This window comes from Kribbella sp. NBC_01505 (genome assembly GCF_045040285.1).
Taxonomy (GTDB): domain Bacteria; phylum Actinomycetota; class Actinomycetes; order Propionibacteriales; family Kribbellaceae; genus Kribbella.
The window spans coordinates 7,430,604-7,452,292 of record NZ_CP109425.1 but is presented as its reverse complement, the minus strand read 5'-3'; the positions used below and the strand labels follow the sequence as shown (position 1 = coordinate 7,452,292).

Genomic DNA, 21,689 nt, shown 5'->3' with positions numbered 1-21,689 from the left:
GGGTGGACCCCAAGGCCGGTTAGTTAGGGGGGTGGGGGTGGTGTCAAGGCGGTGATGTTGATGGTGATGGTGGCTTTGTAGGTGGTGCGGTTGATGTTGAGTCCTTTGGCGGGGTATCTGGATGTGGCTCGTTTGACGGCGCGGGGGCTGAGGCGGGTTCGGCGTTTGGGGAGGAGGTTGGCCAGGACGAGTCGGCCGATGTGGCCGACGAGGTCGGTGACGGTGTCGGCGATGATGCCTGCGGCTTGGACGAGTTGGTCGCGGGCGGCGTTGAGGGTGATGGTGAAGCTGGCTCGGTCGGGATCGGTGCCGGGCCGGGTGTCGGTGGCGTTGGTGATGGCTTGGCGCAGGATCTGGTAGGTGGTCAGGAGGGCGTAGACCTCTTGGGTGATGCCTTCGGGAGTGCGGGCTCGGAGGATGTGTCCGCCGAGGATGGTGGATTTGAGTTCGAGGTAGGCGGTCTCGATTTCCCAGCGCTGGTGGTAGAGCGTGACCAGATCGAACGCGGGGTAGGTGTGGGGGTCGAGCAGGGTGGTGACGAGCCGGTAGCTGCCGGTGCGTCTGCCGTCGCGGGTCGCGATGGTGATCTCGGCTTCGATGACGCGGACCGGGGTTCCCATCCAGTGCGACAGGTAGGAGCCGTCGGCCAGGCGGTCCACGGCGGGGAGTTTCCGGTTGGTTTTGCAGCGGATCAGCAGGTCGGCGCCGGTGCTGGTGATCGCGGTGATGATGTCGTTGGTGGCGAAGCCCCGGTCGGCCAGCACGATCATGCCGGCGCGCAGGGCACGGGTCAGTAGCGCGGGGGCGTAGCTGGTTTCACCGATGCCGGACGGGCCGAAGACGGCGTCGATGACGGTGCGGGTGCCGCAGCAGACCACAGCCAGGAGCCGTAGATGTGGATACGACCCGGTGTTGCCGCTGGCCTTTTTGGTGAACACGGCCAGGTTTGTGGCCGTGTCGGGCACCGACAAGGTGGTGCCATCGATCGCGGTGACCAGTAGCCCCCGCCAGCACACCCAGCCCCTGGTGCTGGTTGCCGCCGGGCCGCGGACCAGGTCGAACAACGCCTTCAACGGCGCCGCCCCGAGCCGCACCCGGGCCTGGGTCAACGCGGCCGCGGTCGGTGCAGCCACGGCCAGGCCGTGCAGCCCGGCGACCATCCGGTGCCACACCTGGCCATAGCCACGATCGTTGAACAAGCACCCGGCCAGCAACAGGTAGACCACGACCCGGGACGGCAGATCCCGCACCCTGACCTGGGTCTTACCGGTCTCGGTGAGAACCGCATCGACCATCTCGAACGGAACATGCTGGGTCAACTCGCCCAGATGACCAGGCGCGAAAGCACCCTCAGCCACCTTGATCGTGCGAGTAATGACAGACTGAACAGACAGCGGAGCCCCTCAGGTAGCTGATTGTCTCGCGAGGACAAATCTGTCTACCCGGGGAGCTCCGCTGCTCCATGTTCAACACGCCCTTGACACCACCCCGACCCTCTTAACTAACCGGCCTTGGGGTGGACCCATCGGGTTGTGGGTTCCCCCACCGCATACGGGTCCAGAAGCCACAAGCTCATGGGGGAACCCATCAAATGGTGTTGGGCTGGAGGTTTTCCAGGTCGGCGAGGAGGCTGGGGTGGGTGGGGGTCCAGCTGAGGAGCGCGCGGGTTCGGGTGCTGGAGGACGGTTGGTCGGTGGCGAAGATCTGGCCGATGGGACCGAAGTCTTCGATGGAGACGGGCTTCACGGGGAGGTTGAGGCGGCGGCCGATGACGGCGGCGATGTCGCTGACGCGGTCGCCTTCTTCGGCTACGGCGTGCCAGTAGGTGCCGGGGGCGGCGTTCTCCAGGGCTAGGCGGAAGAGGACGGCTGCGTCCAGTGCGTGTACGGCGGGCCAGCGCTGGGTGCCGTCGCCTGGGTAGGTGACGACTCCCGTGGCGCGTGCCATCTGGGTGAGCAGGCCGGCGAATCCGCCGTCGCCCTGGTTGTGCACGGTGCGCGGCAACCGCACGGCCGAGCTGCGGACGCCCTGGGCGGCCAGTGCGACGACGGCTGCGACTGCTCGGCTACGGCCACCGACCAAGCCTTCCGACGACAGCTCGTCGGCCTCGGTAGACGGCCGGCCCGGCGCGAACGGCGTACCGGAGACTGTGACGAACGGCTTGTCGGTGCCGATCAGCTCGTCACCCAGAGCCTGCAGCGCGGCCGTCTCCTCCACCACGTTCGCCGCCACCGACTCGGCGCTGCTGAAGTCGTTGCCAAAGGCAAGGTGGATGACGCCGTCGGCCTTCGCTGCGCCGGCCCGGAGCACGTCCAGGTCGGCGAGCGTGCCGCGGATCGCTTCGGCCCCAGCCTGTACGACGGCCTGGGCCGAAGCGTCGGAGCGAGCGAGGGCGAGCACGGTGTGGCCGTGACTGAGCAGTTCGGCGACGACGGCGGAACCGACCAGACCGGTGCCGCCGGTGATGAAGACCTTCATGAGTGTCCTCCAGGAAGTGATGAGACCTTTGTCCCATCACTCTACGCCGCGATGGGACAAAAGTCCCATCACCTATGATGGTGCCATGAGTCGCTGGGAACCGGGAGCGCGCGAACGCCTCGTGCTGGCCGCCGTCGACCTGTTCACCGAGCAGGGCTACGACGCGACCACCGTCGCGCAGATCGCCGAACGCGCCGGCGTCACCAAGAGCACCTTCTTCCGCCACTTCCCCGACAAACGCGAACTCCTCTCCGCCGGCCAGGAAGCCCTCAGCCAGCTCCTCACCGAAGGCGTCACCGAGGCCCCCTCCGACGCCACCCCACTCGAGGCTGTCGCCGCCGGCCTGGCGCGGGCCGCAACCGTGATGGGCCCGATGAACCGCGAGCTGGCCCCCCGCCTCAAGGCAGCCATCGCCGCGAGCACCGAACTCCAGCAACGCGACGCCCTCAAAACAGTCGGCCTGACCGCCGCCATGGTCGACGCCCTCGTCACCCGCGGCATCCCCGACCCGGTCGCCGCCCTGGCCGCCGAACTCGGCGCCCTAGCCTTCAAACGCGGCTACCAAGCCTGGTCCGAAAGCGCTCGCGCCGAAGACGAGTTCGCGCCGTACGCCCTAGCAGCCCTCAACGAACTCCGAGCCGCCAGCACCTCCCTCGGCTAACCACCTTCCCCCACCCGTGCCCCCGTCGTGGCGCGAGCGATATTCCCCGCCCGTGGGTTCCCAAGCCGAGCAACCGACCACCCATCGCCCCAACGTCCGAAGGACCGGAGACGGACCCTACGGTTCCTTCGGACGTTAGCCACCGCTCCCCCACAACGTCCGAAGGATCGGAGACGGACCCTACGGTTCCTTCGGACGTTACGTGCGGTTGCTCGGTTGTGGCCGGTTCACGGATGATCACTGCCGCTCCGTGGCAGTAGAACTCCGTGGATCTCGTTCGCCGGGCCGCCGATGCGCCTTTGCGGGGAGCTGCTGTCGCTGGGAGGCAGTAGATCCCCGCAAACCCGAGCTTTCGCTCGCTGCAATGCGACCGGACGGAAGCGCCGCGGCGGATCAGCTGCCAGGCCTCGGAACCGGCGGCCGCAACCAGAGCCCGTCAACCGTAGGCGACGGGGAACCTCGGTCGCCGGCCTCGCCATCCGGGGCCAGCCACCAGCGACCTCAGCCACCCGCCTCAGTAAAACCGGCCGCAGCGGCGACCAGCCAGCGCCTACCTCACCGGCCGAATCCGAGCGGCCGGACGGGACGAGCACCTTCGGGGCGGCGGGGTTCCTGATCTCCCAGGTCCCCACGTGGCCGACGGTCAGTTGCCCGCGGCGGCTCACCACCCGCCGGGCCCGGGTGGGCAAGACCGCCCAAGCCACAGCCGGGAGGGTTAGCGGCGGCGGCGCCAGGGGCCGGTGATGGCGTAGGTGATGCCGGGGTTGTAGACGTTGAAGAACATGGTGCGGCCGTCGGCGGAGAAGCCGACGCCGGTCAGTTCGCCGTACTCGGGGTCTGTCGGGGTGCCGATGTTCACCGTGTTCTTGGCGAACTTGAAGACCTTGCCGTCCTCGGTGGTGCCGAGGATGTGCTGGTCGCCGATGCCGTCCTCGCACATCATCAGTCCGCCGTACGGCGACATCGTGATGTTGTCGGGGGCATCGAACTCGGGGTTGTCCGAGCCGGGCTTGTCGCGCTTGAAGATCACTTCGAGCCGGAGGGTGTGCTTGCGCGGGTCGTAGCGCCAGACCTGACCGTCGTGGTCGATCTTCGGGCCGAGTTCGGTGCGGGCGAACGAGGAAACGAAGTACACACAGCGATCCCGGGTCCCCCACCAGCAGCCCTCGAGCTTGTAGCCGCCGGTGATCGGCTTGGCGTAGGCCTGCGCGCGGACCGACTCGGTCTTGGCCAGCGGGTCCGGAACCTTCACCCACTGCACGCCGTGGAAGACCGTGCCGGCTTCCTGGACGGTGGACATGTCCAGCAGACCTGGGATGTGCATGGCCTGCAGTTCGCCGCCGGCCCGGAGCGAACCCCAGCCGCCGCGCGGACGGTTCGGGAGGAATCGGTAGAAGCCACCGAGCGGTGCGACGAACGCGTCCTCGGTCTCGTAGACGATCCCGGTCGCCGGGTCGATCGCCACTGCCTCGTGCTGGAAGCGGCCCATCGCCGTCAGCGGATGCGGGTTCAGGTTGCGGCGGTCGTCGTACGGGTCGACCTCGAAGATGAAGCCGTGGTCCTTGGTGTAGCCGCTCTGACCGGCCTTGAGTTCGGTCTCCTCGCAGGTCAGCCAGGTGCGCCACGGGGTGATGCCGCCGGAACAGTTGATCGCCGTACCGCCGAGGCTGACGTGCTCCTTGGTGGTCCGGAGATGCCGGTTCACCGCCAGGGTGCTGGTGCCGCCGGCGCCGCCTGGGTCGTAGGTGCGCTCCGGCGGGGCGACGACCTTGATCGTCGAGGTCGGGCTGCACTCATGGTTGCGGACCAGCCGGGAACCGCCGTCGCGATCCGGGAACGTCCCCATTCCGTCGAAGCGGCTCGGGGTCTTGAGCCCGTCCTTGCGGATCGTGCCTTCGCGCGACAGGACGTCGTACCGGAAGCCGTGCGGCAGGTCGAGCATGCCGTCCGGGTCCGGGATCAGCGGGCCGTAGCCGATCTTGGGGCCGGACGTACCGAGCGCCGGCTGTGCGGTGTACAGCGCCTCGACCGACCCGGCCACCGTGACGGCGACTCCGGCCGCGGCGGCGGTACCGACGAACTGACGCCTGGACAACTCGGACATGGGGCGGCCTCCTGGATGCAGGGACAAGCAGTGGTCGCCAGTGAACGTACGGTAAACACATAACAAACTTCAAGGGAACAGAGTCACTACCTGGCGGTAGCGGATGACTAAGGGTGACCTCACTTCGGCGCCGGAATGTGCTCCACGAACAAGGGACTGGCCACGACGATCCGTCGCCCGTTCGCGCTGACCTCGAAGCTGGTCCGGGCCATTCCACTCAGCCAGCCGGCGGTCAGGTCGGGCGCGATGAGCCGCAGCTGGCGGATCACCCGGGGCAGCATCGACTGCAGCGACGGGGACGACTCGGCGTTCTCGCCGTCGTCGGTGGCTTGGAGGAAGTTGATCAACGCGGACACCCGCGACATCGAGACCAGTTCCGTGGGCGCCGCGTCGGCGTACGCCGGGAGGAGATGCTGCGGCGAGCCATGCAGCACCAGTTGCGGCGAGGCGGCGTCCTGCGGATCGTCTCGGCCCCTGAAGAGCAGCAACTGCCGCCGGCCCGGCGAGTCAGTCTCCAGTACGCCGTACGCCAGGCGCGCCTCGAACTGGATCCACTCCCCCGGCTCCAGCTCCTCGGTCCAGTACCGGACCGGCCACTTGGCGCGGATGAACTTCTCGGCCTCGTCCAGAGTCGCCGTGGTCGCGACCGCGGCCTGCGCGGCGTCGTACGTGAGTCCGACCTCGGCGCTTGGGAGGCCGGTGCCGGTTGTCACCTTGAGCCCGCCGCTCAGGCCGTCGCGCTTGTTCGCGGGCTTGCGGAACTGCTGGAGCTTGGCCTGCGACAAGTAGACGAGTTCGCGCATGCGCCAACCCTACGAGCTACAGCGAGCGGACCCAGTTCTCCAGGACTGTCGCACCCGCGTCGCCGGACTTCTCCGGGTGGAACTGGGTGGCGGTCAGCGGGCCGTTCTCGACCGCGGCCACGAACGCGTCCTCGCCGTACGTCGTCCACGTCACCAGCGGCGCGACCGATGCGCGGGCGTCGTTGAGCTCCCACGAGCGCACGCCGTACGAGTGGACGAAGTAGAAGCGTTCCTTGTCGACACCCTCGAAAAGACGAGTGCCGGCCGGTACGTCGATCGTGTTCCAGCCCATGTGCGGAACCGGCTGTCCATCCGTGGGCTGGAGGCGTTCGACCGTGCCCGGCCACTGCTCGCAACCGTCGGTCTCGACGCCGTGCTCGATGCCGCGGGCGAACAGGATCTGCATGCCGACACAGATGCCGAGGACCGGACGGCTCCCGGTCAGCCGGCGGTCGACGATGGCGTCACCGCGGACCGACTTCAGGCCGGCCATGCAGGCGGCGAAGGCGCCGACGCCGGGGACCAGGAGGCCGTCGGCGTTCAGCGCTTCGTCGAAGTCCGAAGTGACGGTGACGTCGGCGCCGACCCGTTGCAGCGCACGCTCGCCGGATCGGATGTTGCCCGATCCGTAGTCGAGGAGGACGACCTTCTTGCTCACAGGGCGCCCTTGGTGGACGGGATCCCCGGCTGCCTTGGGTCGAGCTCGGCGGCCGCACGCAGCGCACGGGCGAACGCCTTGAACTGCGCCTCGACGATGTGGTGCGGGTCGCGGCCGGACAGCACCCGGATGTGGATGCAGATCGCGGCATTGAAGGCGAGCGTCTCGAAGACATGCTGGGTCAGCGAACCCGCGTAGTCACCGCCGATGATCGCGTAGACCTGACCGTCGGGCTCACCGGTGTGCACGCAGTACGGCCGACCGGACAGGTCGACCGTGCAGTGCACGAGCGCCTCGTCCAGCGGCACGGTCGCGTCACCGAAGCGACGGATGCCCTTCTTGTCGCCCAGCGCCTCCTTCAAGGCTTGGCCGATGCCGATCGCGGTGTCCTCGACCGTGTGGTGCGCATCGATCTCGAGGTCGCCGACCGTGTTCACGTGCAGGTCGAGCAGCGCGTGCTTGGCCAGCGCGTTGAGCATGTGGTCGTAGAAACCGACCCCGGTCGAGATGTCCGCCCGTCCGGTCCCGTCGAGGTCCAGCTCGATGAGAACCTTGGACTCACTCGTCTCGCGATCGATCCGCGCTGTCCGACTCATGTCAGCCTTCCCGTGTCTGTCTTGAGGATGCGCTCCAGCGACGAGCGGAACGCGGCCATCTCCTCGCCGGTGCCGATCGAGACCCGCAGCCAGCCGTTCGGGCCGGTCTCGCGGATCAGGATGCCGTCGTCCAGCAGTGTCTGCCAGACCGCGTGCCGGTCGGCGAAGAGGCCGAAGAGGACGAAGTTCGCGTCCGAGTCGACCGCGCGCAGACCTTGGGCGCGCAGCCAGTTCACCGTCTCGTCGCGCTCGGTCCGCAACTGCTGGACCCGTCCGAGCAGCTCGTCGGAGTGCCGCAGCGCGGCCCGGGCGACCGCCTGCGTCACGGCTGACAGGTGGTACGGCAGCCGCACGATCCGCAGTGCGTCGACCAATTGGTTGCTCGCGGCAAGGTATCCGACCCGCCCACCGGCCAGCGCGAACGCCTTCGACATCGTCCGGGCGACAGCGAGATTCGGGTACGCCGGGAGCAACGAGAGCGCACTCGGTGTCCCGGTACGCCGGAATTCGCCGTACGCCTCGTCCACGACCAGGACCGCCCCGGTCGCGGCCGTGCGAGCGGCAATCGCCTCGACGACCTGGATCGGGAGCGCCGTACCCGTCGGGTTGTTCGGTGAGGCGAGCAGGACGATCGACGGCCGGTACCGCGAGATCGCGGCGAGCGCCTTGCTCTGGTCGAGGGTGAAGTCCTCGGCGCGGCGGCCGGTGACCCAGGCGGTGTTGGTGTTCCGCGCGTACTCCGGATACATCGAGTAGGTCGGCGCGAACGAAAGCGCCGTACGGCCGGGACCGCCGAAGGCCTGCAGGATGTGCAGCATGACCTCGTTGGAACCGTTTGCCGCCCAAACCTGCTCGGCGGTCAGCTGCGCACCGGACTCCCGGCCGAGGTAGGCGGCGAGATCTGCCCGCAGGTCGAGGAACTCGCGGTCCGGGTAGCGGTTCAGGCCGCGCGCGGCCGCCGTCACCGAGGCCGCGATATCGGCGACGGTCTCCTCGCTCGGCGGGTACGGGTTCTCGTTGACGTTGAGCAGGATCGGTACGTCGAGCTGCGGAGCGCCGTACGGCTCGAAGCCCTTCAGCTCTTCGCGCAGAGGGAGGCCGTCCCAGTGCGAATCATTGGGGCTCATGTTGCAGCTCCGGGGAAACGGACGGACACCGCGGCGCCGTGGGCGGGCAGATCCTCGGCGTTGGCCAGGGCAACGACATGGCCGGCGACCTCTTCGAGGGCGTCCCGCGAGTAGTTGATGACGTGCACGGCCTTCCGGAAGCTGCGCACGGACAGGCCGGACGAGTGGCAGGCGCAGCCCGCGGTCGGCAGGACGTGGTTCGACCCGGCGCAGTAGTCGCCGAGCGAGACCGGCGACCAGCCACCGACGAAGATCGCGCCGGCGTTGGTGATCTGGGCCGCGCGCTCCTCGGCGTCGACGGTCTGGATCTCGAGGTGCTCGGCGGCATACGCATTGACGAGCGCGGTGCCCTGGTCGAGATCATCGACCAGTACGACGGCCGACTGCTGGCCGTTGAGCGCCTCGGTCACGCGCTCGTGGTGCTTGGTCTGCGCGACCTGGATCGGCAGCTCTGCCTCGACAGCCGCGGCGAGCGTCTCGCTCGGCGTGACCAGGACCGATGCTGCCATCGGGTCGTGCTCGGCCTGGCTGATCAGGTCGGCCGCGACGTGCTGCGCGTTGGCGGTGTCGTCGGCGAGGATCGCGATCTCGGTCGGGCCGGCCTCGGAATCGATACCGACCTCACTCTGCAGGAACCGCTTGGCGGCAACCACGTAGATGTTGCCGGGGCCCGTGACCAGGTTGACCTTGCGGCAGCCGTCGAAGCCGTACGCGAAGCCGGCGATCGCTTGCGCGCCGCCCATCGCGTAGACCTCGGTGATGCCGAGCATCGCGCAGACGGCGAGCACCGTCGGGTGCGGCAGGCCGCCGAAATCCTTCTGGGGCGGGGATGCGACCGCAAGCGAAGGCACCCCGGCAACCTGAGCCGGGACGACATTCATCACGACACTCGACGCCAGCGGCGCACGGCCGCCCGGGACGTAGAGGCCGACGCGCTGGACCGGCACGAACCGCTGCGTGACCCGGCCACCCGGCGCGGGCTCCGAGACGATGTCGGCGGTCAGCTCGTCCTGGCTGACCTCGCGGACGCGCCGGATCGACTCCTCGAAGGCCGACCGCACGGTCGGGTCGAGCTCCTCCAGCGCGGTCTTCAGCGCCGACTCCGGGACCCGGAGGTCGTCCACGCTCACATGGTCGAACTTCTCGCCGTACTCCCGAATGGCTGCCAGTCCGCGATGGCGGACGTCCAGACACAGGGGTCGGACGACGTCGAGAGCCTTCTCGACGTCGAACACGGCTCGGGGGACGAGGGCGTTCACTTCGGCTTGGAGGTCGGACACCTCACCGGCCGCCACTCGGCCCCGCAGGTCGACGCGGCGAATCATGCGCTCAGTCTAGTGGCGACGGCGGACAGTCCTGACCGGCCTATCCAGAGATCGAGCACAGTCAGGGTTCGAACGTCACGCCCCGTCACGCCACGTACTGAGATGAGTTGTCCACTACGCTCCTTGTATGGACTCCCGCCTGCCGTTGCTCACTGTCGACACGGTGATCTTCCCTGGGCTGGTGCTCCCGATTCCGGTCACCGATGTCCAGGGCCGCGCGGTGATCCGCGACCTGGTCGAGAACGGTGGCGAGATGATGTGCGGCGCCCTCGCGGTCCGCGACGGCTACGAGCTCGGCGAGCGGGTCTTCCGCTCCCTCTACGGCACCGGCTGCTCGGCCACTATCTCCGAGATCCGCCTGGACGCCGACGACGACGGCCCGGTCGAGATCACCCTCACCGGCAGCCACCGCTTCAAGGTCGCCGAGCTCGACGGCGGCGGCGACTACCTGGTCGCCGACGTCGAATGGCTCGACGAGGAGCTCGGCGAGGACCCCCTCGGCGCCGCCACCATCGCCGTCGGCCGCTTCCGCCGCTACGCCGAGGCCGTCTCCGCCATCAGCCGCCCCGGCCTCCACCTCGGCGACCTCCCCGACGACCCCAGCACCCTCTCGTACCTGATGTCGGCCGCGATGACGCTCCTCACCCCCGACCGCCAGAAACTCCTCGAAGCCACCGACACCACCGACCGCCTGACCCAACTGGTCGGCCTCCTCGACGCCGAACTCTCCGCCATCACCGCCCTCCCCTCCCTCCCCGCCACCGACCTCAGCTGGTCCTCCATGTCCCCCAACTGAGCTCACCCCCAACCATTCCCACACCCGCAGAATGGTCGACCCGCACCCAAAGCCGCCACACACGCCTTGAGCACCCACCAACCATGCGAGCACCCCAGAAATGGTCGAACCGTGCTCAAGGCCGCGGCTGAGTCAGAGGCCGGTCGGCCAGAGGGCAAGCTCTACCGCGAACCGCACGAATACCCCGGGCGGCGGCGCCTCGCCCACGGACTCGGCCGGGAACTCGACGCGCGGCAGGCCAAGCGTGACCACGCCGTCCCCCTCGACCTGCACGAGCTGGGCGCACAGCACGGTGCCGTCGGGTCCGATCGACAGCCCAGGGGTCGCCTCGGCCAGGACCTCAACCTCGTCCCACCGGTACGGCGACGCGAGGTCGAGCTCGACATCGACCGGGACACCGAGCTCCGGCGGACCGGCGCCCATCCATCGGGCGATCGCCGAGCCGGCGTCACTCGTGAACTGCACCTGGGTGCTGGTGTGGGCGATCGGCACGATCTGCATGCCGTCACGCTACCGAAGTGAATCCCGGGGCGGTATGGTTTTGGTATGAGCAAGCAGATCACGGTGCGGTTGCCGGACGAGTTGGTGGAGTTCATGGACCAGCTGGTGGCGACGGACAAGGCGACGAGCCGGGCTTCGGTGGTGGCCCGGGCGATGGAGCGGGAGCGGCGGCGGGAGCTGGCGGCCCGCGATCTGGCGATTCTGGCCGAGTACGGCGACTATCCGGAGTTCGAGGGGATGGCGCCGGCGGCGGCCGGGACCGCGTTGAGCGATCTGGACTGAGATGCGTCCGCTGCACATCGCCCGGCTGGACAAGCCGCGGCCTGTTGTCGTGCTCACGCGCGAGCTGATCCGGCCGCGCCTGACCAACGTGACGGTGGCACCGATCACCAGCACCATCCGTGGACTCTCCACCGAGGTGCTCGTCGGCCCGCAGAACGGGCTCGACCACGCGAGTGCCATCTCCTGCGACAACATCCAGACCATCCCGAAGGCACACCTCGGCCGCCTGATCGGCTACCTGCACCCCGACCAGGAACCAGCTCTGGCCGAGGCGATCAGTCTTGCCTTCGACTTGGAGATCTAGCCGAGCTTGGTGACGTCCCGTACGGCGCCCTTGTCCGCGCTGGTCGCCATCGCGGCGTACGCGCGCAGCGCCTGCGACACCTTCCGCTCCCGGGCCTTCGGGGCATAGACCCCACCCAGCGCGGTACGGCGGGTTTCCAGCTCGGCGTCGTCGACCAGCAGGTCGATCGAGCGGTTCGGGATGTCGATGCGGATCTGGTCGCCGTCCTGGACGAGCGCGATCGTGCCACCGGAGGCGGCTTCCGGGGAGGCGTGCCCGATCGACAGGCCCGACGTACCGCCGGAGAACCGGCCATCCGTGACCAGCGCACAGACCTTGCCCAGGCCGCGGCCCTTCAGGAACGACGTCGGGTAGAGCATCTCCTGCATGCCCGGCCCGCCCTTCGGGCCTTCGTAGCGGATCACCACGACGTCACCCGGCTGCACCTTCTTGGCCAGGATCTTCTCGACCGCTTCCTCCTGCGACTCGCACACCACCGCAGGACCCTGGAACGTCCAGATCGACTCGTCCACGCCGGCCGTCTTCACGACACAGCCGTCGACGGCCAGGTTGCCCTTGAGTACCGCCAGCCCACCATCGGCAGAGTAGGCATGCTCCAGATCGCGGATGCAGCCACCGGCCGCGTCCGTGTCCAGCGTGTCCCAGCGCTCCGACTGCGAGAACGCGGTCGCGGACCGCTTGCACCCCGGCGCCGCGTGCCACAGCTCAACGGCCTCGGCCGACGGCGAGCCGCTGCGCACATCCCAGTTCTTCAGCCAGTCACCGATCGAGGCGCTGTGCACGGTGTGGATGTCCTCGTTCAGCAGGCCGGCCCGGTAGAGCTCACCCAGGATGGCCGGGATGCCACCGGCGCGGTGCACGTCTTCCATGTAGTAGGTGCCGCCGGGAGCGACGTTCGGCGCGACCTTCGCCAGGCAGGGGACGCGGCGCGAGACCGCGTTGATGTCGTCCAGGTCGAAGTCGACCTCGGCCTCCTGGGCCGCGGCCAGCAGGTGCAGGATCGTGTTCGTCGAGCCGCCCATCGCGATGTCGAGCGCCATCGCGTTCTCGAACGCGGCGCGCGAGGCCACGGTCCGCGGCAGCACGGTCGCGTCGTCGGTGTCGTAGTACCGCTTGGTGATCTCGACGACCGTGCGGCCGGCGTTCTCGTACAGGGCCTTGCGGGCGGTGTGCGTGGCCAGCACCGAACCGTTGCCCGGCAGCGCGAGGCCGATCGCCTCGACCAGGCAGTTCATCGAGTTCGCCGTGAACATGCCCGAGCACGAACCGCAGGTCGGGCAGGCGTTCTCCTCGATCCGCCGGATGTCCTCGTCGGAGACGTTCTCGTTGACGGCCTCGGACATCGCGTCGATCAGGTCCAGCTTGCGCACGGTCCCGTCGACCAGCGTCGCCCGGCCGGCCTCCATCGGGCCACCGGAGACGAACACGGTCGGGATGTTCAGCCGCAGCGCGGCCATCAGCATGCCCGGGGTGATCTTGTCGCAGTTCGAGATGCAGATCAGCGCGTCCGCGCAGTGCGCCTCGACCATGTACTCGACGGAGTCCGCGATCAGGTCGCGCGACGGCAGGCTGTACAGCATCCCGCCGTGCCCCATCGCGATCCCGTCGTCGACGGCGATCGTGTTGAACTCGCGCGCGATCCCACCGGCCGCGTGGATCGCCTCGGACACGATCCGGCCGACCGGCGCCAGATGCGTGTGCCCGGGCACGAACTCGGTGAAGCTGTTCGCCACCGCGACAATCGGCTTCCCGAAGTCCCCACGGTCTACGCCGGAGGCCATCATGAGGGCGCGGGCGCCCGCCATGTTGCGGCCGTGGGTGACGGTACGGGACCTCAGATCAGGCACGTCAATCTCCAAGAACTAGGGCTGGACGACTCCGTCCATGGTGCCACTCGCAGTCCGAATGCCGAAACACCGGTCCCGCATGACGGATGCCCGACGCTCCTGAGCGGGGTGGACAGGCCCGGCTATCGTGGAGTTCATGGACGACTCCGAGCTGGTGCGGGCGGCTTGCTCCGGGGAGATCGGGGCGCTCGGCATCCTGCTCGCCCGGCACCGGCCTGGTATGACGGCCGTCGCGGTCTCGATCCTCGGCGCAGGACCGGACGCCGATGACGCCGTCCAGGAGGCGATGGCTGTCGCGCTCGCCCGGATCGGCGACGTACGGGATCCGGCCGCGGTCGGACCGTGGCTCCGCCAGGTGGTTCGCAATGCTTGCCTCACGCAACTGCGTGCCCGGCGGCCACTCCCCCTCGACGACCAACTGCATGCCGTCCTTCCGTCGACCGAGCCCGATCCGGCCGAGCTGCTGGAGCGGCACGCCACTCGGGACTGGGTCTGGCGAGCGCTGGAAGACCTGTCCCCACCGCTGCGCCTGGTGATGATGCTGCGGCACTTCAGCGGCGTCACGGCGTACCAGGACATTGCTGATGCCTGTGGCATCCCGGTGGGCACAGTCCGCAGCCGTCTGGCCAAAGCGCGCGGTCAGCTGAGCACCAGCCTGCTGGCCACGGCTGACGACGCCCATAGCGATGTGAACGCACTAGCCGCCGTACGGCGTCGCGAGGTCGAGGACACGCTCGTTGCGGCCGAGCGGGGGACGCTGGCTGAGGTGCTGGCCGCGCACTGGTCGCGCGACGCCGGCTACAGCTGGTGGGGCGGCCGCGGCGACACCAGCGGCTTCCTCCGGGCGATGTACCAGGACATCGCAGACGGTGTCCGTGGCCGGGTCACCAATGTCCTGGCCAGCGGGGAGCTGGCGGTCAGCGAGATCGAGCTCTTCAGCCCACCGGAGGACCCGTCGCACTGCCCACCGAAGGTGGTGTGGGTGCAGCGTCTGCAGGACGGGCGGCTGCGGGACCTGCGGCTGTTCCACCCGCAGCGGGTCGAGCAGTCGATCCCCGCCTGAGTGACTCAGGTCACTGTCAATCCAGCGAACTTCAGGCCCGCTCCCGCATCCTGTCACCGTGAGCAACCAAGACGAGCAACTCGCCCGATTCGCCCTCGCCGGTCAGGCGCGTGACGTGGTCAAGGCCTGGGTCGATGGTGCCCAGGTGCTGGCGCTGGTGACCGCGCTGCGCGACAAGGGCTGGACGACGTACCTGACCGAACCGCGCACACTCGAGGCGCTGACCACGTTCTCCGGTCTGCCGCCGGAGCGCGTCGCCGACCTCGTGAGCGCCCTTGAGGCGAACGGCGTGGTCACGTACGGCGAGACCGTCCAGCTGACGGATGCGTTCGCGGCACTCGTGGCTGACGACGCCTACATCGGTCTGAACGATGCACTCGACCAGGCCGAGTTGCTGACCCGCATGGTGCGGACGGCGGCCGAGGACCCCGGTCCGCTGCCCCTGTCCGAGGCAGATGCGCTCGTCACGGCGCGGGCCACCGGCGGGAAGGCCAGTGCGGTCACCGAGGCGCTGTACGCCAAGCTCTTCCTCCCCCAGATCCCCGAGCTGGCCGAGCTGATCCACACCGATCGATTCCTGGACGTCGGGTGCGGAGTCGCGGGCGCGTCGACCACTCTGGCCGGGCTGTTCCCGGAGCTGCGCGGGACGGCGATCGAACTGATCCCGACGGTCGCTGCGGAGACGCGGCGCCGGATCGAGGCGTTGGGCGTGGGCGACCGGGTTGACGTTCGCGTCATGGACGCGCGCGACTTCGACGAGAAGGATGCGTTCGGCTCGGCCTTCTGGGCGCAGCCGTTCTTCCCCGCGTCGACCCGGCAGGCGACGCTGGAGATGATCCTGCGGGCGCTCCGACCGGGCGGCATCCTGTTCGTGCAGGAGATGGAGCCGCTCCCGGACGAGGCCGGGCGGCCGTCGTACACGCTGCGGCGCCTGGTCGCTCAAGGGTGGGGTGTGCCGTTCGGGCGGACCGCCGAGGAACTGACCGACGAAGCCGTCGCGGTCGGGTTCGAACTGGTCCGGGTCGCGCAGACCGACTTCGGACGCATGGTTCTTGTCCGTAGGCCTGTCTAGATTGGGGGCATGGCAGGGTTCACGCACGTTCATCGTGCGGTCCACCCTGCCCTGCGTCCCTTCGTCGGTGATCTGAGCGGCTATGCGTACGACGGTGAGCCGCCGGCGCTGCATCGCGGTCTGCCGTCGCAGTACCTGACGCTTGTCATCACGATGGACGAGCCGCTCGGGATCGCCTGGCCGGACGGACCTGCCGGCAAGTACGACGCGGGAGTCGGCGGACTGCACTCCCGTGCGGTCCACGTCGGCGGCTCGCCCAGCCGGGCCGGCGTTCAGCTGGCGCTCACCCCCGCCGGGTCTCGCGCGCTGCTCGGTCTACCGCCCGGTGAGCTGGCCTGGCGGGTGATTGAGCTCGACGAGTTCTTCGGGCCGTCGGCGCACCGATTGGTGGACCAAATGCGCGATGCCGGCAGCTGGGCGTCGCGGTTCGAGCTGCTGGAGGCCGCGTTGCTGCGGCGATGGACCGCTCCCCCGGCAGCCGCCGTACGGGCTGAGGTTGATTGGGCTTGGCAGCGGTTGCGGTCCGCGCATGGCGCGGTCGGAGTGCAGGAGCTGGCGGGTGAGGTCGGCTGGAGCCGGCGGCATCTGACGGATCGGTTCACGGCCGAGTTCGGGCTCGCGCCCAAGGTGGCCGGGCGGGTGTTGCGCTTCGAGCAGGCCGTCGCGCGGTTGCGACGTCAGCCCACGATCCGGCTCGCGGATCTGGCTGCTGATCTCGGGTACGCCGATCAGGCGCATCTGACGCGGGAGTGGCAGGCGCTCGCGGGCTGCTCGCCGCGGCAGTGGATCGCCGAGGAGCTCCCAAACGTTCAAGACCCATCGGCCCTGGAGATCGCACACTCAGGGGTATGACATCCCTGACGAAGACAGTCGGCGTCTGGCCGACCCTGGTGTACCTCGACGGCCAGGCAGCACTGCAGTTCCTCACCAACGGGCTCGGCTTCGAGCTCGTCACCTCGTACGCGGGTTCGGCCGAAGGATCGGTTGCCCACGCCGAGTTGCTGTGGCCGTCCGGTGGTGGCGTCATGGTGAGCTCGACCGACGCGCAGTCCGAGCCGAACGAGTTCACACTGCTCGCCGACCAGGCACAGTCGGTGTACCTCGTCCACGACGACCCCGACGCCTTGATCGGGCGAGCGATCGGAGCCGGAGCGATCGTCGTACGGGGTCTGCAGGACAGTGACTACGGCTCCCGTGGCTTCACCGTGCGCGATCCGGAGGGAAATCTGTGGAGTATCGGAACGTATGCGGGTGAGTAACCCGGCTTCGCGCGTTGGCAGACCGGCGGGTGCAGCTGTCCGCGCCGGTCATTCCACCGACCACGTCCTGTGGGTGCGCACCCCCTGCGGGGCCTTGAACAAGTTATGACTTGTTCACAGCCCCCGTTTCCTGTCCAAACCCCCACCAACTGCACGCGCGGTGGCTGCTGCCGAACGGTCAGAAGGGCAGGTAGTCCACAGGTTGCGGGTTTTGGGCGATTCGGGGTCGGGGAGCTGCCTAGAATCGCTGGGTGACAGAAACACCTGTGCCGCCCGTGTCCGACGAGTCCTTGCCCAGTGAGGGACTCGATGTCCTGCGCCGTGTCTTCGGGTACGACGCTTTTCGTGGCGAGCAGGGCGACATCATCGACACGGTGATCGGTGGCGGCGACGCGCTGGTGCTGATGCCGACCGGTGGCGGGAAGTCGCTGTGCTACCAGATTCCGTCGCTGGTGCGATCGGGGGTCGGGGTGGTGATCTCGCCGCTGATCGCGCTGATGCAGGACCAGGTCGACGCGTTGACGGCGCTCGGCGTCCGGGCCGGCTTCCTGAACTCGACGCAGGACTTCGAGCAGCGGCGTGAGGTCGAGCAGGCGTTCCTGGCCGGTGAGCTGGATCTGCTCTACCTCGCGCCGGAGCGGTTGCGGGTCGAGGCGACCGTGCGGTTGCTCGACCAGGGCAAGATCGCGCTGTTCGCGATCGACGAGGCGCACTGTGTGTCCCAGTGGGGCCACGACTTCCGGCCCGACTACCTGATGCTGTCGGAGCTGCACGAGCGGTGGCCGGAGGTGCCGCGGATCGCGCTGACCGCCACCGCGACCGCGGCGACCCACCAGGAGATCGCCACCCGGCTGAATCTGACGGACGCCAAACACTTCGTCGCGAGCTTCGACCGGCCGAACATCCACTACCGGATCGTGCCGAAGGACAACCCACAGCGTCAGCTCCTCGATCTGCTCCGGACCGAGCACCCTGGCGACGCGGGCATCGTCTACTGCCTGTCCCGCAACAGCGTCGAGAAGACCGCGGCCTTCCTGACGCAGAACGGGATCGAGGCCGTTCCGTACCACGCAGGTCTGGACAGCCGGGTCCGCGCGCGCAATCAGTCGCGGTTCCTGCGCGAGGACGGGCTGGTCGTGGTCGCGACGATCGCGTTCGGGATGGGGATCGACAAGCCGGACGTCCGGTTCGTCGCCCATCTCGATCTGCCCAAGTCGGTCGAGGGTTACTACCAGGAGACCGGTCGCGCCGGGCGTGACGGGCTGCCGTCGACCGCCTGGCTGGCCTACGGTCTGCAGGACGTCGTCCAGCAGCGCAAGATGATCGACACCTCCGAGGGCGACCTGGCCCACCGGCGCCGCCTCAGCGCCCATCTCGACGCAATGCTCGCGCTGTGCGAGACCGTGGAGTGCCGGCGTTCCCAACTCCTCGCGTACTTCGGTCAGCACGGTGAGGCCTGCGGCAACTGCGACACCTGCAACACCCCGCCGGAGGCGTGGGACGGCACGATCCCCGCGCAGAAGCTGCTCTCGACGGTCTACCGGCTCCAGCACGAGCGCGGCCAGAAGTTCGGCGCCGGCCAGCTGGTCGACATCCTGCTCGGCAAGGAGACCGAGAAGGTCAAACAGTTCCGCCACGAGCAGCTCTCCGTCTTCGGCATCGGCACGGAGCTCAAGGACACCGAGTGGCGCGGCGTCATCCGCCAGCTGCTCGCCCTGCGCCTACTCACCGTCGAAGGCGACTACGGCACCCTCGTCCTCACCGAGGACAGCGCCGACGTCCTCGCCCGCCGCCGCGACGTGATGATGCGCCGCGAGCCCGAGCGCACCAAGTCGAAGTCCCGCTCCAGCAGCGGCAAGAAGTCCCCCGCCGCCGACCTCCCCACCGAGCTGGTCCCCGTCTTCGAGCGCCTCCGCAGCTGGCGCGCCGCCGTCGCCAAGGAGCAAGGCGTCCCCGCCTACGTCATCTTCCACGACGCCACCCTCCGCCAGATCGCCATCGACCTCCCGACCTCCCTGTCCGCCCTCGGCACCATCAGCGGCATCGGCGAAAACAAGCTCGCCAAGTACGGCGAAGGAGTCCTCGAAGCCCTCGCCGAGGAGTAGGTGTCGATTCCGCGTGCTGCTGTTCGACGAGTAGTCGAACGCTCGGAAAGGAGCACGCACCATGTCCGCTTCGGTGTTGTTGATGTCGATGTCGCTCGATGGGTTTATCGCGGGTCCGAATGATGTGCCCGGGAATCCGGGTGGGGACGGGTTCATGCGGTTGCACGACTGGTACCAGCAGGCTGATGGGAGCTTCGGTCGGCCGGTGGGGCCGGCTGGTGAGGTCTGGGACGAGGTTCACAGCAGTGGGGCGGTGTTCGTCGGCCGGCGGACGGCGGAGCAGGTCGACTACTACGGCGGGACACACCACGGCGTACCGCTGTTCGTGCTGACCCGCCGCGCGCCCGACCCGCTGTTTCCGCAGGTCCACTTCGTGACCGACGTCGCCGAGGGGATGGCGCAGGCCAAGGCCGCGGCTGGTGACCGGGATGTGTTGGTGCACGGCGCCGAGGCAGCCCGGGCCGCACTGGAGGCGGGCGTGCTGGACGAGCTGCAGATCGACCAGATCCCGGTCCTGCTCGGCCAGGGCCGCCGGCTGTTCGACGTACTGCCGCAACGCATCGAGCTAGAGGTGGCGCGCGTCATCGACACCCCAGCCGCCACCCACCTCCGCTACCGCATCGTCAGCTAAGCAACGGTCGCTGAGATCCCACTCAGCGGGGGCGCGTCCAGTCGACGTTGTCGGCGACGGTGGCGAAGTCTTGGATTGTGCGGGAGCGGCGGGAGGCTAGCCAGGCCAGGCAGACCTTGTTGGGGCTGAGGTCGTTGACCGGTACGGCGTTGACGTCGGGGCGTTGGTAGTAGGCCGCGACCGAGAGCGGGAGGATGGAGATGCCGCGGCCGCTGGCGACGTGTTCCAGCTTCTCCTCCACGCTGTTGAGGTCGGGCAGCGGGCGGGGGCGGCCGGAGCGGAGCTCGATCGCGATGTCGCGCCACTCCGGCACCTGGTCGGCGTGCTGCAGGAGGTGCTCGTCGGCGAGATCGGCCAGGTCGAGCGCGGGCTTGTCCGCGAGCCGGTGATCGGCGGGCAGCATGGCCAGCCGCGGTTCTTCGAAGAGGGGCCGGATACTCAGCCCACGCTGGTCGATCGGCAGGCGCACCACGCTCACGTCGGCGCGACCGTCGTACAGGACCTGGACCTGATCGAGTGTCGTGACGCGGAGCACCTCGACGTCGATGTCGGGGCGGAGCGCCTCGAACGCCCGCACGGCCTGCGTCACGGTGATGCCCGGCATGAAGCCGATCGTGAACGTCTTCGGGCCGCGGGCCGCCTGGACGGCCCGGCGCCGGAGCGCCTCGGCCGAACTGAGCAGCGGACGGGCGTCGTCGAGGAGCTGCCGACCGGCCGGCGTCAGCTCGGTGGAGCGTTTGGTACGGGCGAAGACCTGCACGCCGAGCTCGTGTTCGAGGGCCCGGATCTGCCGGGAGAGCACCGGCTGGGCGATGTGCAGCCGCTCGGCCGCGCGGCCGAAATGCAGTTCCTCGGCGACCGCGACGAAGTACCGGAGCTTGCGGAGATCGACGTCCGTCATACCTTCAGGGTATTACAGACGGCCGAACAGGTCTTGGACCGCGAGCACCGCGCGGGCGCATCGTGGCAGGGAATCCCCACCACGAAAGGCGAACTCTCATGACCCTGCACGACCAGCGCGTCGTCCTCCTCGGCGGTACGTCGGGCATCGGGCTGGCCACCGCCCGGCTCGCCGCCGACCAGGGCGCCACCGTGATCGTTGCCTCGAGCAACCCGACCTCGGTCAAGCGAGCGCTCTCCGAGCTGCCGGCCACCGCCTCCGGTACGGCGGTCGACCTGACCGACGCCGCGGCCGTCGAAGCGTTCTTCGGCGAACTCGACCCGATCGACCACCTCGTCTACACCGCCGGCGAAGCCCTCAGCCTGCTCGACATCCGGATGATGGACCTCGCCCGCGCCCGGAAGGCCTTCGAGCTCCGCTACTTCGGCGCCCTCAGCGCGGTCCACGCCGCCGTCCCGAAGCTCCGGCCCGGCGGCTCCGTCGTTCTCACCAGCGGTACGGCGGCCGACCGCCCCGGACCGGGCTGGTCCGTCGCGGCCAGCATCTGCGGCGCCGCCGACGCCCTCGTCCGCGCACTCGCCGTCGAGCTCGCGCCGATCCGGATCAACGCCGTCAAACCCGGCATCGTCCGAACCCCGTTGTGGCCCGAGGACTTCGACTACGACGCCGCCCTCGCAACCATCCCGGTCGGCCGGATCGGCGAGCCCGAGGACATCGCCGAGGCCTACGTCTTCCTGATGAACCAGCAGTACGCCACCGGCTCCATCGTCACCGTCGGCGGCGGCAACGTGCTGGTTTAGTCCTGAGCGACGTACAAGGTGTTGCCGTCGACGTCCTGGAAGGTGAACATCGGCGGCACCCCCGGCCAGCTCAGCAGTCCGCTGGTGCTGACGTGCTCGTTGTTGAGGTACTCGTGCACGGCTGCGGCGTCTGCGGTGCCTAGGCGGATGCCGGTGTCGGTGCCGGCCTCGGTCGCGGGAGTGAGAGCGAGGCTGGCTCCGCCGGGCGCCGCGACGACGATCCAGCGGCCGCCGAGCTGCGGCAGCGGCGCGTCCATCACCAGGGTGAAGCCGAGGGTCCTGGTGTAGAACTCCAGCGCCCGGTCCTGGTCGGTGACCGGGATGCCAACGGTGTGCACACTCGTGAAGTGGTTCATGATCTTCTCCTCTGTAAGGG

Annotated in this window: 23 protein-coding genes; 11 read left to right on the top strand and 12 right to left on the bottom strand. The window is 68.8% G+C overall.

Annotated elements, in window-relative coordinates; genetic code table 11:
* Positions 1-23: 23 nt before the first annotated feature.
* Both OG474_RS35040 and OG474_RS35035 read right to left on the bottom strand, forming a co-directional pair.
* Positions 24-1,358: an IS4 family transposase gene (locus OG474_RS35040; RefSeq protein ID WP_405057913.1), complete on the bottom strand. Its 1,335-nt coding sequence runs from the start codon at positions 1,356-1,358 to the stop codon at positions 24-26.
* Between the two features lie 229 nt (positions 1,359-1,587).
* Positions 1,588-2,478, bottom strand: coding sequence for an SDR family oxidoreductase (locus OG474_RS35035; RefSeq protein WP_405057912.1), 891 nt, complete (start codon positions 2,476-2,478; stop codon positions 1,588-1,590).
* An 85-nt stretch (positions 2,479-2,563) separates the two neighbouring features.
* On the opposite strand from OG474_RS35035, the gene OG474_RS35030 reads away from it, so the two are divergent.
* Positions 2,564-3,139 carry a TetR/AcrR family transcriptional regulator gene (locus OG474_RS35030; protein ID WP_405057911.1) on the top strand — a complete coding sequence of 192 codons (576 nt, stop codon included), beginning with the start codon at positions 2,564-2,566 and terminating at the stop codon, positions 3,137-3,139.
* Positions 3,140-3,854: 715 nt separating this feature from the next.
* On the opposite strand, the gene OG474_RS35025 is transcribed toward OG474_RS35030, so the two are convergent.
* The 6 genes from OG474_RS35025 to hisD form a co-directional block, all read right to left on the bottom strand.
* Entirely contained in the window at positions 3,855-5,243 is a 1,389-nt protein-coding gene (locus tag OG474_RS35025; protein WP_405057910.1) for an alkaline phosphatase PhoX, read from the bottom strand.
* Positions 5,244-5,362: 119 nt separating this feature from the next.
* Positions 5,363-6,046, bottom strand: coding sequence for an SAVMC3_10250 family protein (locus OG474_RS35020; protein ID WP_405057909.1), 684 nt, complete (start codon positions 6,044-6,046; stop codon positions 5,363-5,365).
* A 16-nt stretch (positions 6,047-6,062) separates the two neighbouring features.
* Positions 6,063-6,704 (bottom strand): imidazole glycerol phosphate synthase subunit HisH, encoded by a 642-nt coding sequence (gene hisH / locus OG474_RS35015; protein ID WP_405057908.1) that lies wholly within the window; start codon positions 6,702-6,704, stop codon positions 6,063-6,065.
* Complete coding sequence (hisB, locus tag OG474_RS35010) at positions 6,701-7,300, bottom strand: imidazoleglycerol-phosphate dehydratase HisB (protein WP_405057907.1); 600 nt, start codon at positions 7,298-7,300, stop codon at positions 6,701-6,703. Before hisB ends, hisH begins: the two co-directional genes overlap by 4 nt.
* Positions 7,297-8,427, bottom strand: coding sequence for a histidinol-phosphate transaminase (locus OG474_RS35005; protein ID WP_405057905.1), 1,131 nt, complete (start codon positions 8,425-8,427; stop codon positions 7,297-7,299). Before OG474_RS35005 ends, hisB begins: the two co-directional genes overlap by 4 nt.
* A complete protein-coding gene (hisD, locus tag OG474_RS35000; protein ID WP_405057904.1) occupies positions 8,424-9,752 on the bottom strand; it encodes a histidinol dehydrogenase in 1,329 nt (442 codons plus the stop codon). The genes OG474_RS35005 and hisD overlap by 4 nt, the downstream gene beginning before the upstream one ends.
* A 127-nt stretch (positions 9,753-9,879) precedes the next feature.
* Here hisD and OG474_RS34995 point away from each other — a divergent pair, with 127 nt between their 5' ends.
* Positions 9,880-10,548 (top strand): LON peptidase substrate-binding domain-containing protein, encoded by a 669-nt coding sequence (locus tag OG474_RS34995; RefSeq protein WP_405057903.1) that lies wholly within the window; start codon positions 9,880-9,882, stop codon positions 10,546-10,548.
* Between the two features lie 132 nt (positions 10,549-10,680).
* Here the strand turns inward: OG474_RS34995 and OG474_RS34990 are convergent, their stop codons facing one another.
* On the bottom strand, positions 10,681-11,049 hold the full coding sequence (locus OG474_RS34990) for a hypothetical protein (protein ID WP_405057902.1): 369 nt from the start codon (positions 11,047-11,049) through the stop codon (positions 10,681-10,683).
* Positions 11,050-11,094: 45 nt separating this feature from the next.
* Here OG474_RS34990 and OG474_RS34985 point away from each other — a divergent pair, with 45 nt between their 5' ends.
* Positions 11,095-11,331 carry a ribbon-helix-helix domain-containing protein gene (locus OG474_RS34985; protein ID WP_405057901.1) on the top strand — a complete coding sequence of 79 codons (237 nt, stop codon included), beginning with the start codon at positions 11,095-11,097 and terminating at the stop codon, positions 11,329-11,331.
* Position 11,332: 1 nt separating this feature from the next.
* Complete coding sequence (locus OG474_RS34980; RefSeq protein ID WP_405057900.1) at positions 11,333-11,635, top strand: type II toxin-antitoxin system PemK/MazF family toxin; 303 nt, start codon at positions 11,333-11,335, stop codon at positions 11,633-11,635.
* Here OG474_RS34980 and ilvD read toward each other — a convergent pair.
* Positions 11,632-13,482, bottom strand: coding sequence for a dihydroxy-acid dehydratase (gene ilvD, locus OG474_RS34975; protein ID WP_405057899.1), 1,851 nt, complete (start codon positions 13,480-13,482; stop codon positions 11,632-11,634). The genes OG474_RS34980 and ilvD overlap by 4 nt on opposite strands.
* A 136-nt stretch (positions 13,483-13,618) precedes the next feature.
* On the opposite strand from ilvD, the gene OG474_RS34970 reads away from it, so the two are divergent.
* The 6 genes from OG474_RS34970 (at position 13,619) to OG474_RS34945 (ending at position 19,612) form a co-directional block, all read left to right on the top strand.
* Positions 13,619-14,545, top strand: coding sequence for an RNA polymerase sigma factor (locus OG474_RS34970; RefSeq protein ID WP_405057898.1), 927 nt, complete (start codon positions 13,619-13,621; stop codon positions 14,543-14,545).
* Positions 14,546-14,603: 58 nt separating this feature from the next.
* Positions 14,604-15,617, top strand: coding sequence for an SAM-dependent methyltransferase (locus tag OG474_RS34965; protein ID WP_405057897.1), 1,014 nt, complete (start codon positions 14,604-14,606; stop codon positions 15,615-15,617).
* Positions 15,618-15,626: 9 nt separating this feature from the next.
* The gene (locus tag OG474_RS34960) at positions 15,627-16,469 is read left to right on the top strand and encodes a helix-turn-helix domain-containing protein (RefSeq protein WP_405057896.1); all 843 of its coding nucleotides are present in this window, start codon (positions 15,627-15,629) and stop codon (positions 16,467-16,469) included.
* Positions 16,466-16,876, top strand: a complete 411-nt coding sequence (locus OG474_RS34955) for a VOC family protein (protein ID WP_405057895.1) — start codon at positions 16,466-16,468, stop codon at positions 16,874-16,876. Before OG474_RS34960 ends, OG474_RS34955 begins: the two co-directional genes overlap by 4 nt.
* Positions 16,877-17,127: 251 nt before the next feature.
* On the top strand, positions 17,128-18,981 hold the full coding sequence (recQ, locus tag OG474_RS34950) for a DNA helicase RecQ (protein ID WP_405057894.1): 1,854 nt from the start codon (positions 17,128-17,130) through the stop codon (positions 18,979-18,981).
* A 61-nt stretch (positions 18,982-19,042) separates the two neighbouring features.
* Positions 19,043-19,612 (top strand): dihydrofolate reductase family protein, encoded by a 570-nt coding sequence (locus tag OG474_RS34945; protein ID WP_405057893.1) that lies wholly within the window; start codon positions 19,043-19,045, stop codon positions 19,610-19,612.
* A 22-nt stretch (positions 19,613-19,634) separates the two neighbouring features.
* Here OG474_RS34945 and OG474_RS34940 read toward each other — a convergent pair whose 3' ends face one another.
* Positions 19,635-20,513, bottom strand: coding sequence for a LysR family transcriptional regulator (locus OG474_RS34940; protein WP_405057892.1), 879 nt, complete (start codon positions 20,511-20,513; stop codon positions 19,635-19,637).
* 98 nt (positions 20,514-20,611) lie between these two features.
* Between OG474_RS34940 and OG474_RS34935 the strand changes: the two genes are divergently transcribed.
* The gene (locus OG474_RS34935; RefSeq protein WP_405057891.1) at positions 20,612-21,313 is read left to right on the top strand and encodes an SDR family oxidoreductase; all 702 of its coding nucleotides are present in this window, start codon (positions 20,612-20,614) and stop codon (positions 21,311-21,313) included.
* Here OG474_RS34935 and OG474_RS34930 read toward each other — a convergent pair.
* The gene (locus tag OG474_RS34930) at positions 21,310-21,669 is read right to left on the bottom strand and encodes a VOC family protein (RefSeq protein WP_405057890.1); all 360 of its coding nucleotides are present in this window, start codon (positions 21,667-21,669) and stop codon (positions 21,310-21,312) included. The two genes, OG474_RS34935 and OG474_RS34930, sit on opposite strands and share 4 nt — an antisense overlap.
* Between the last annotated feature and the right edge of the window lie 20 nt (positions 21,670-21,689).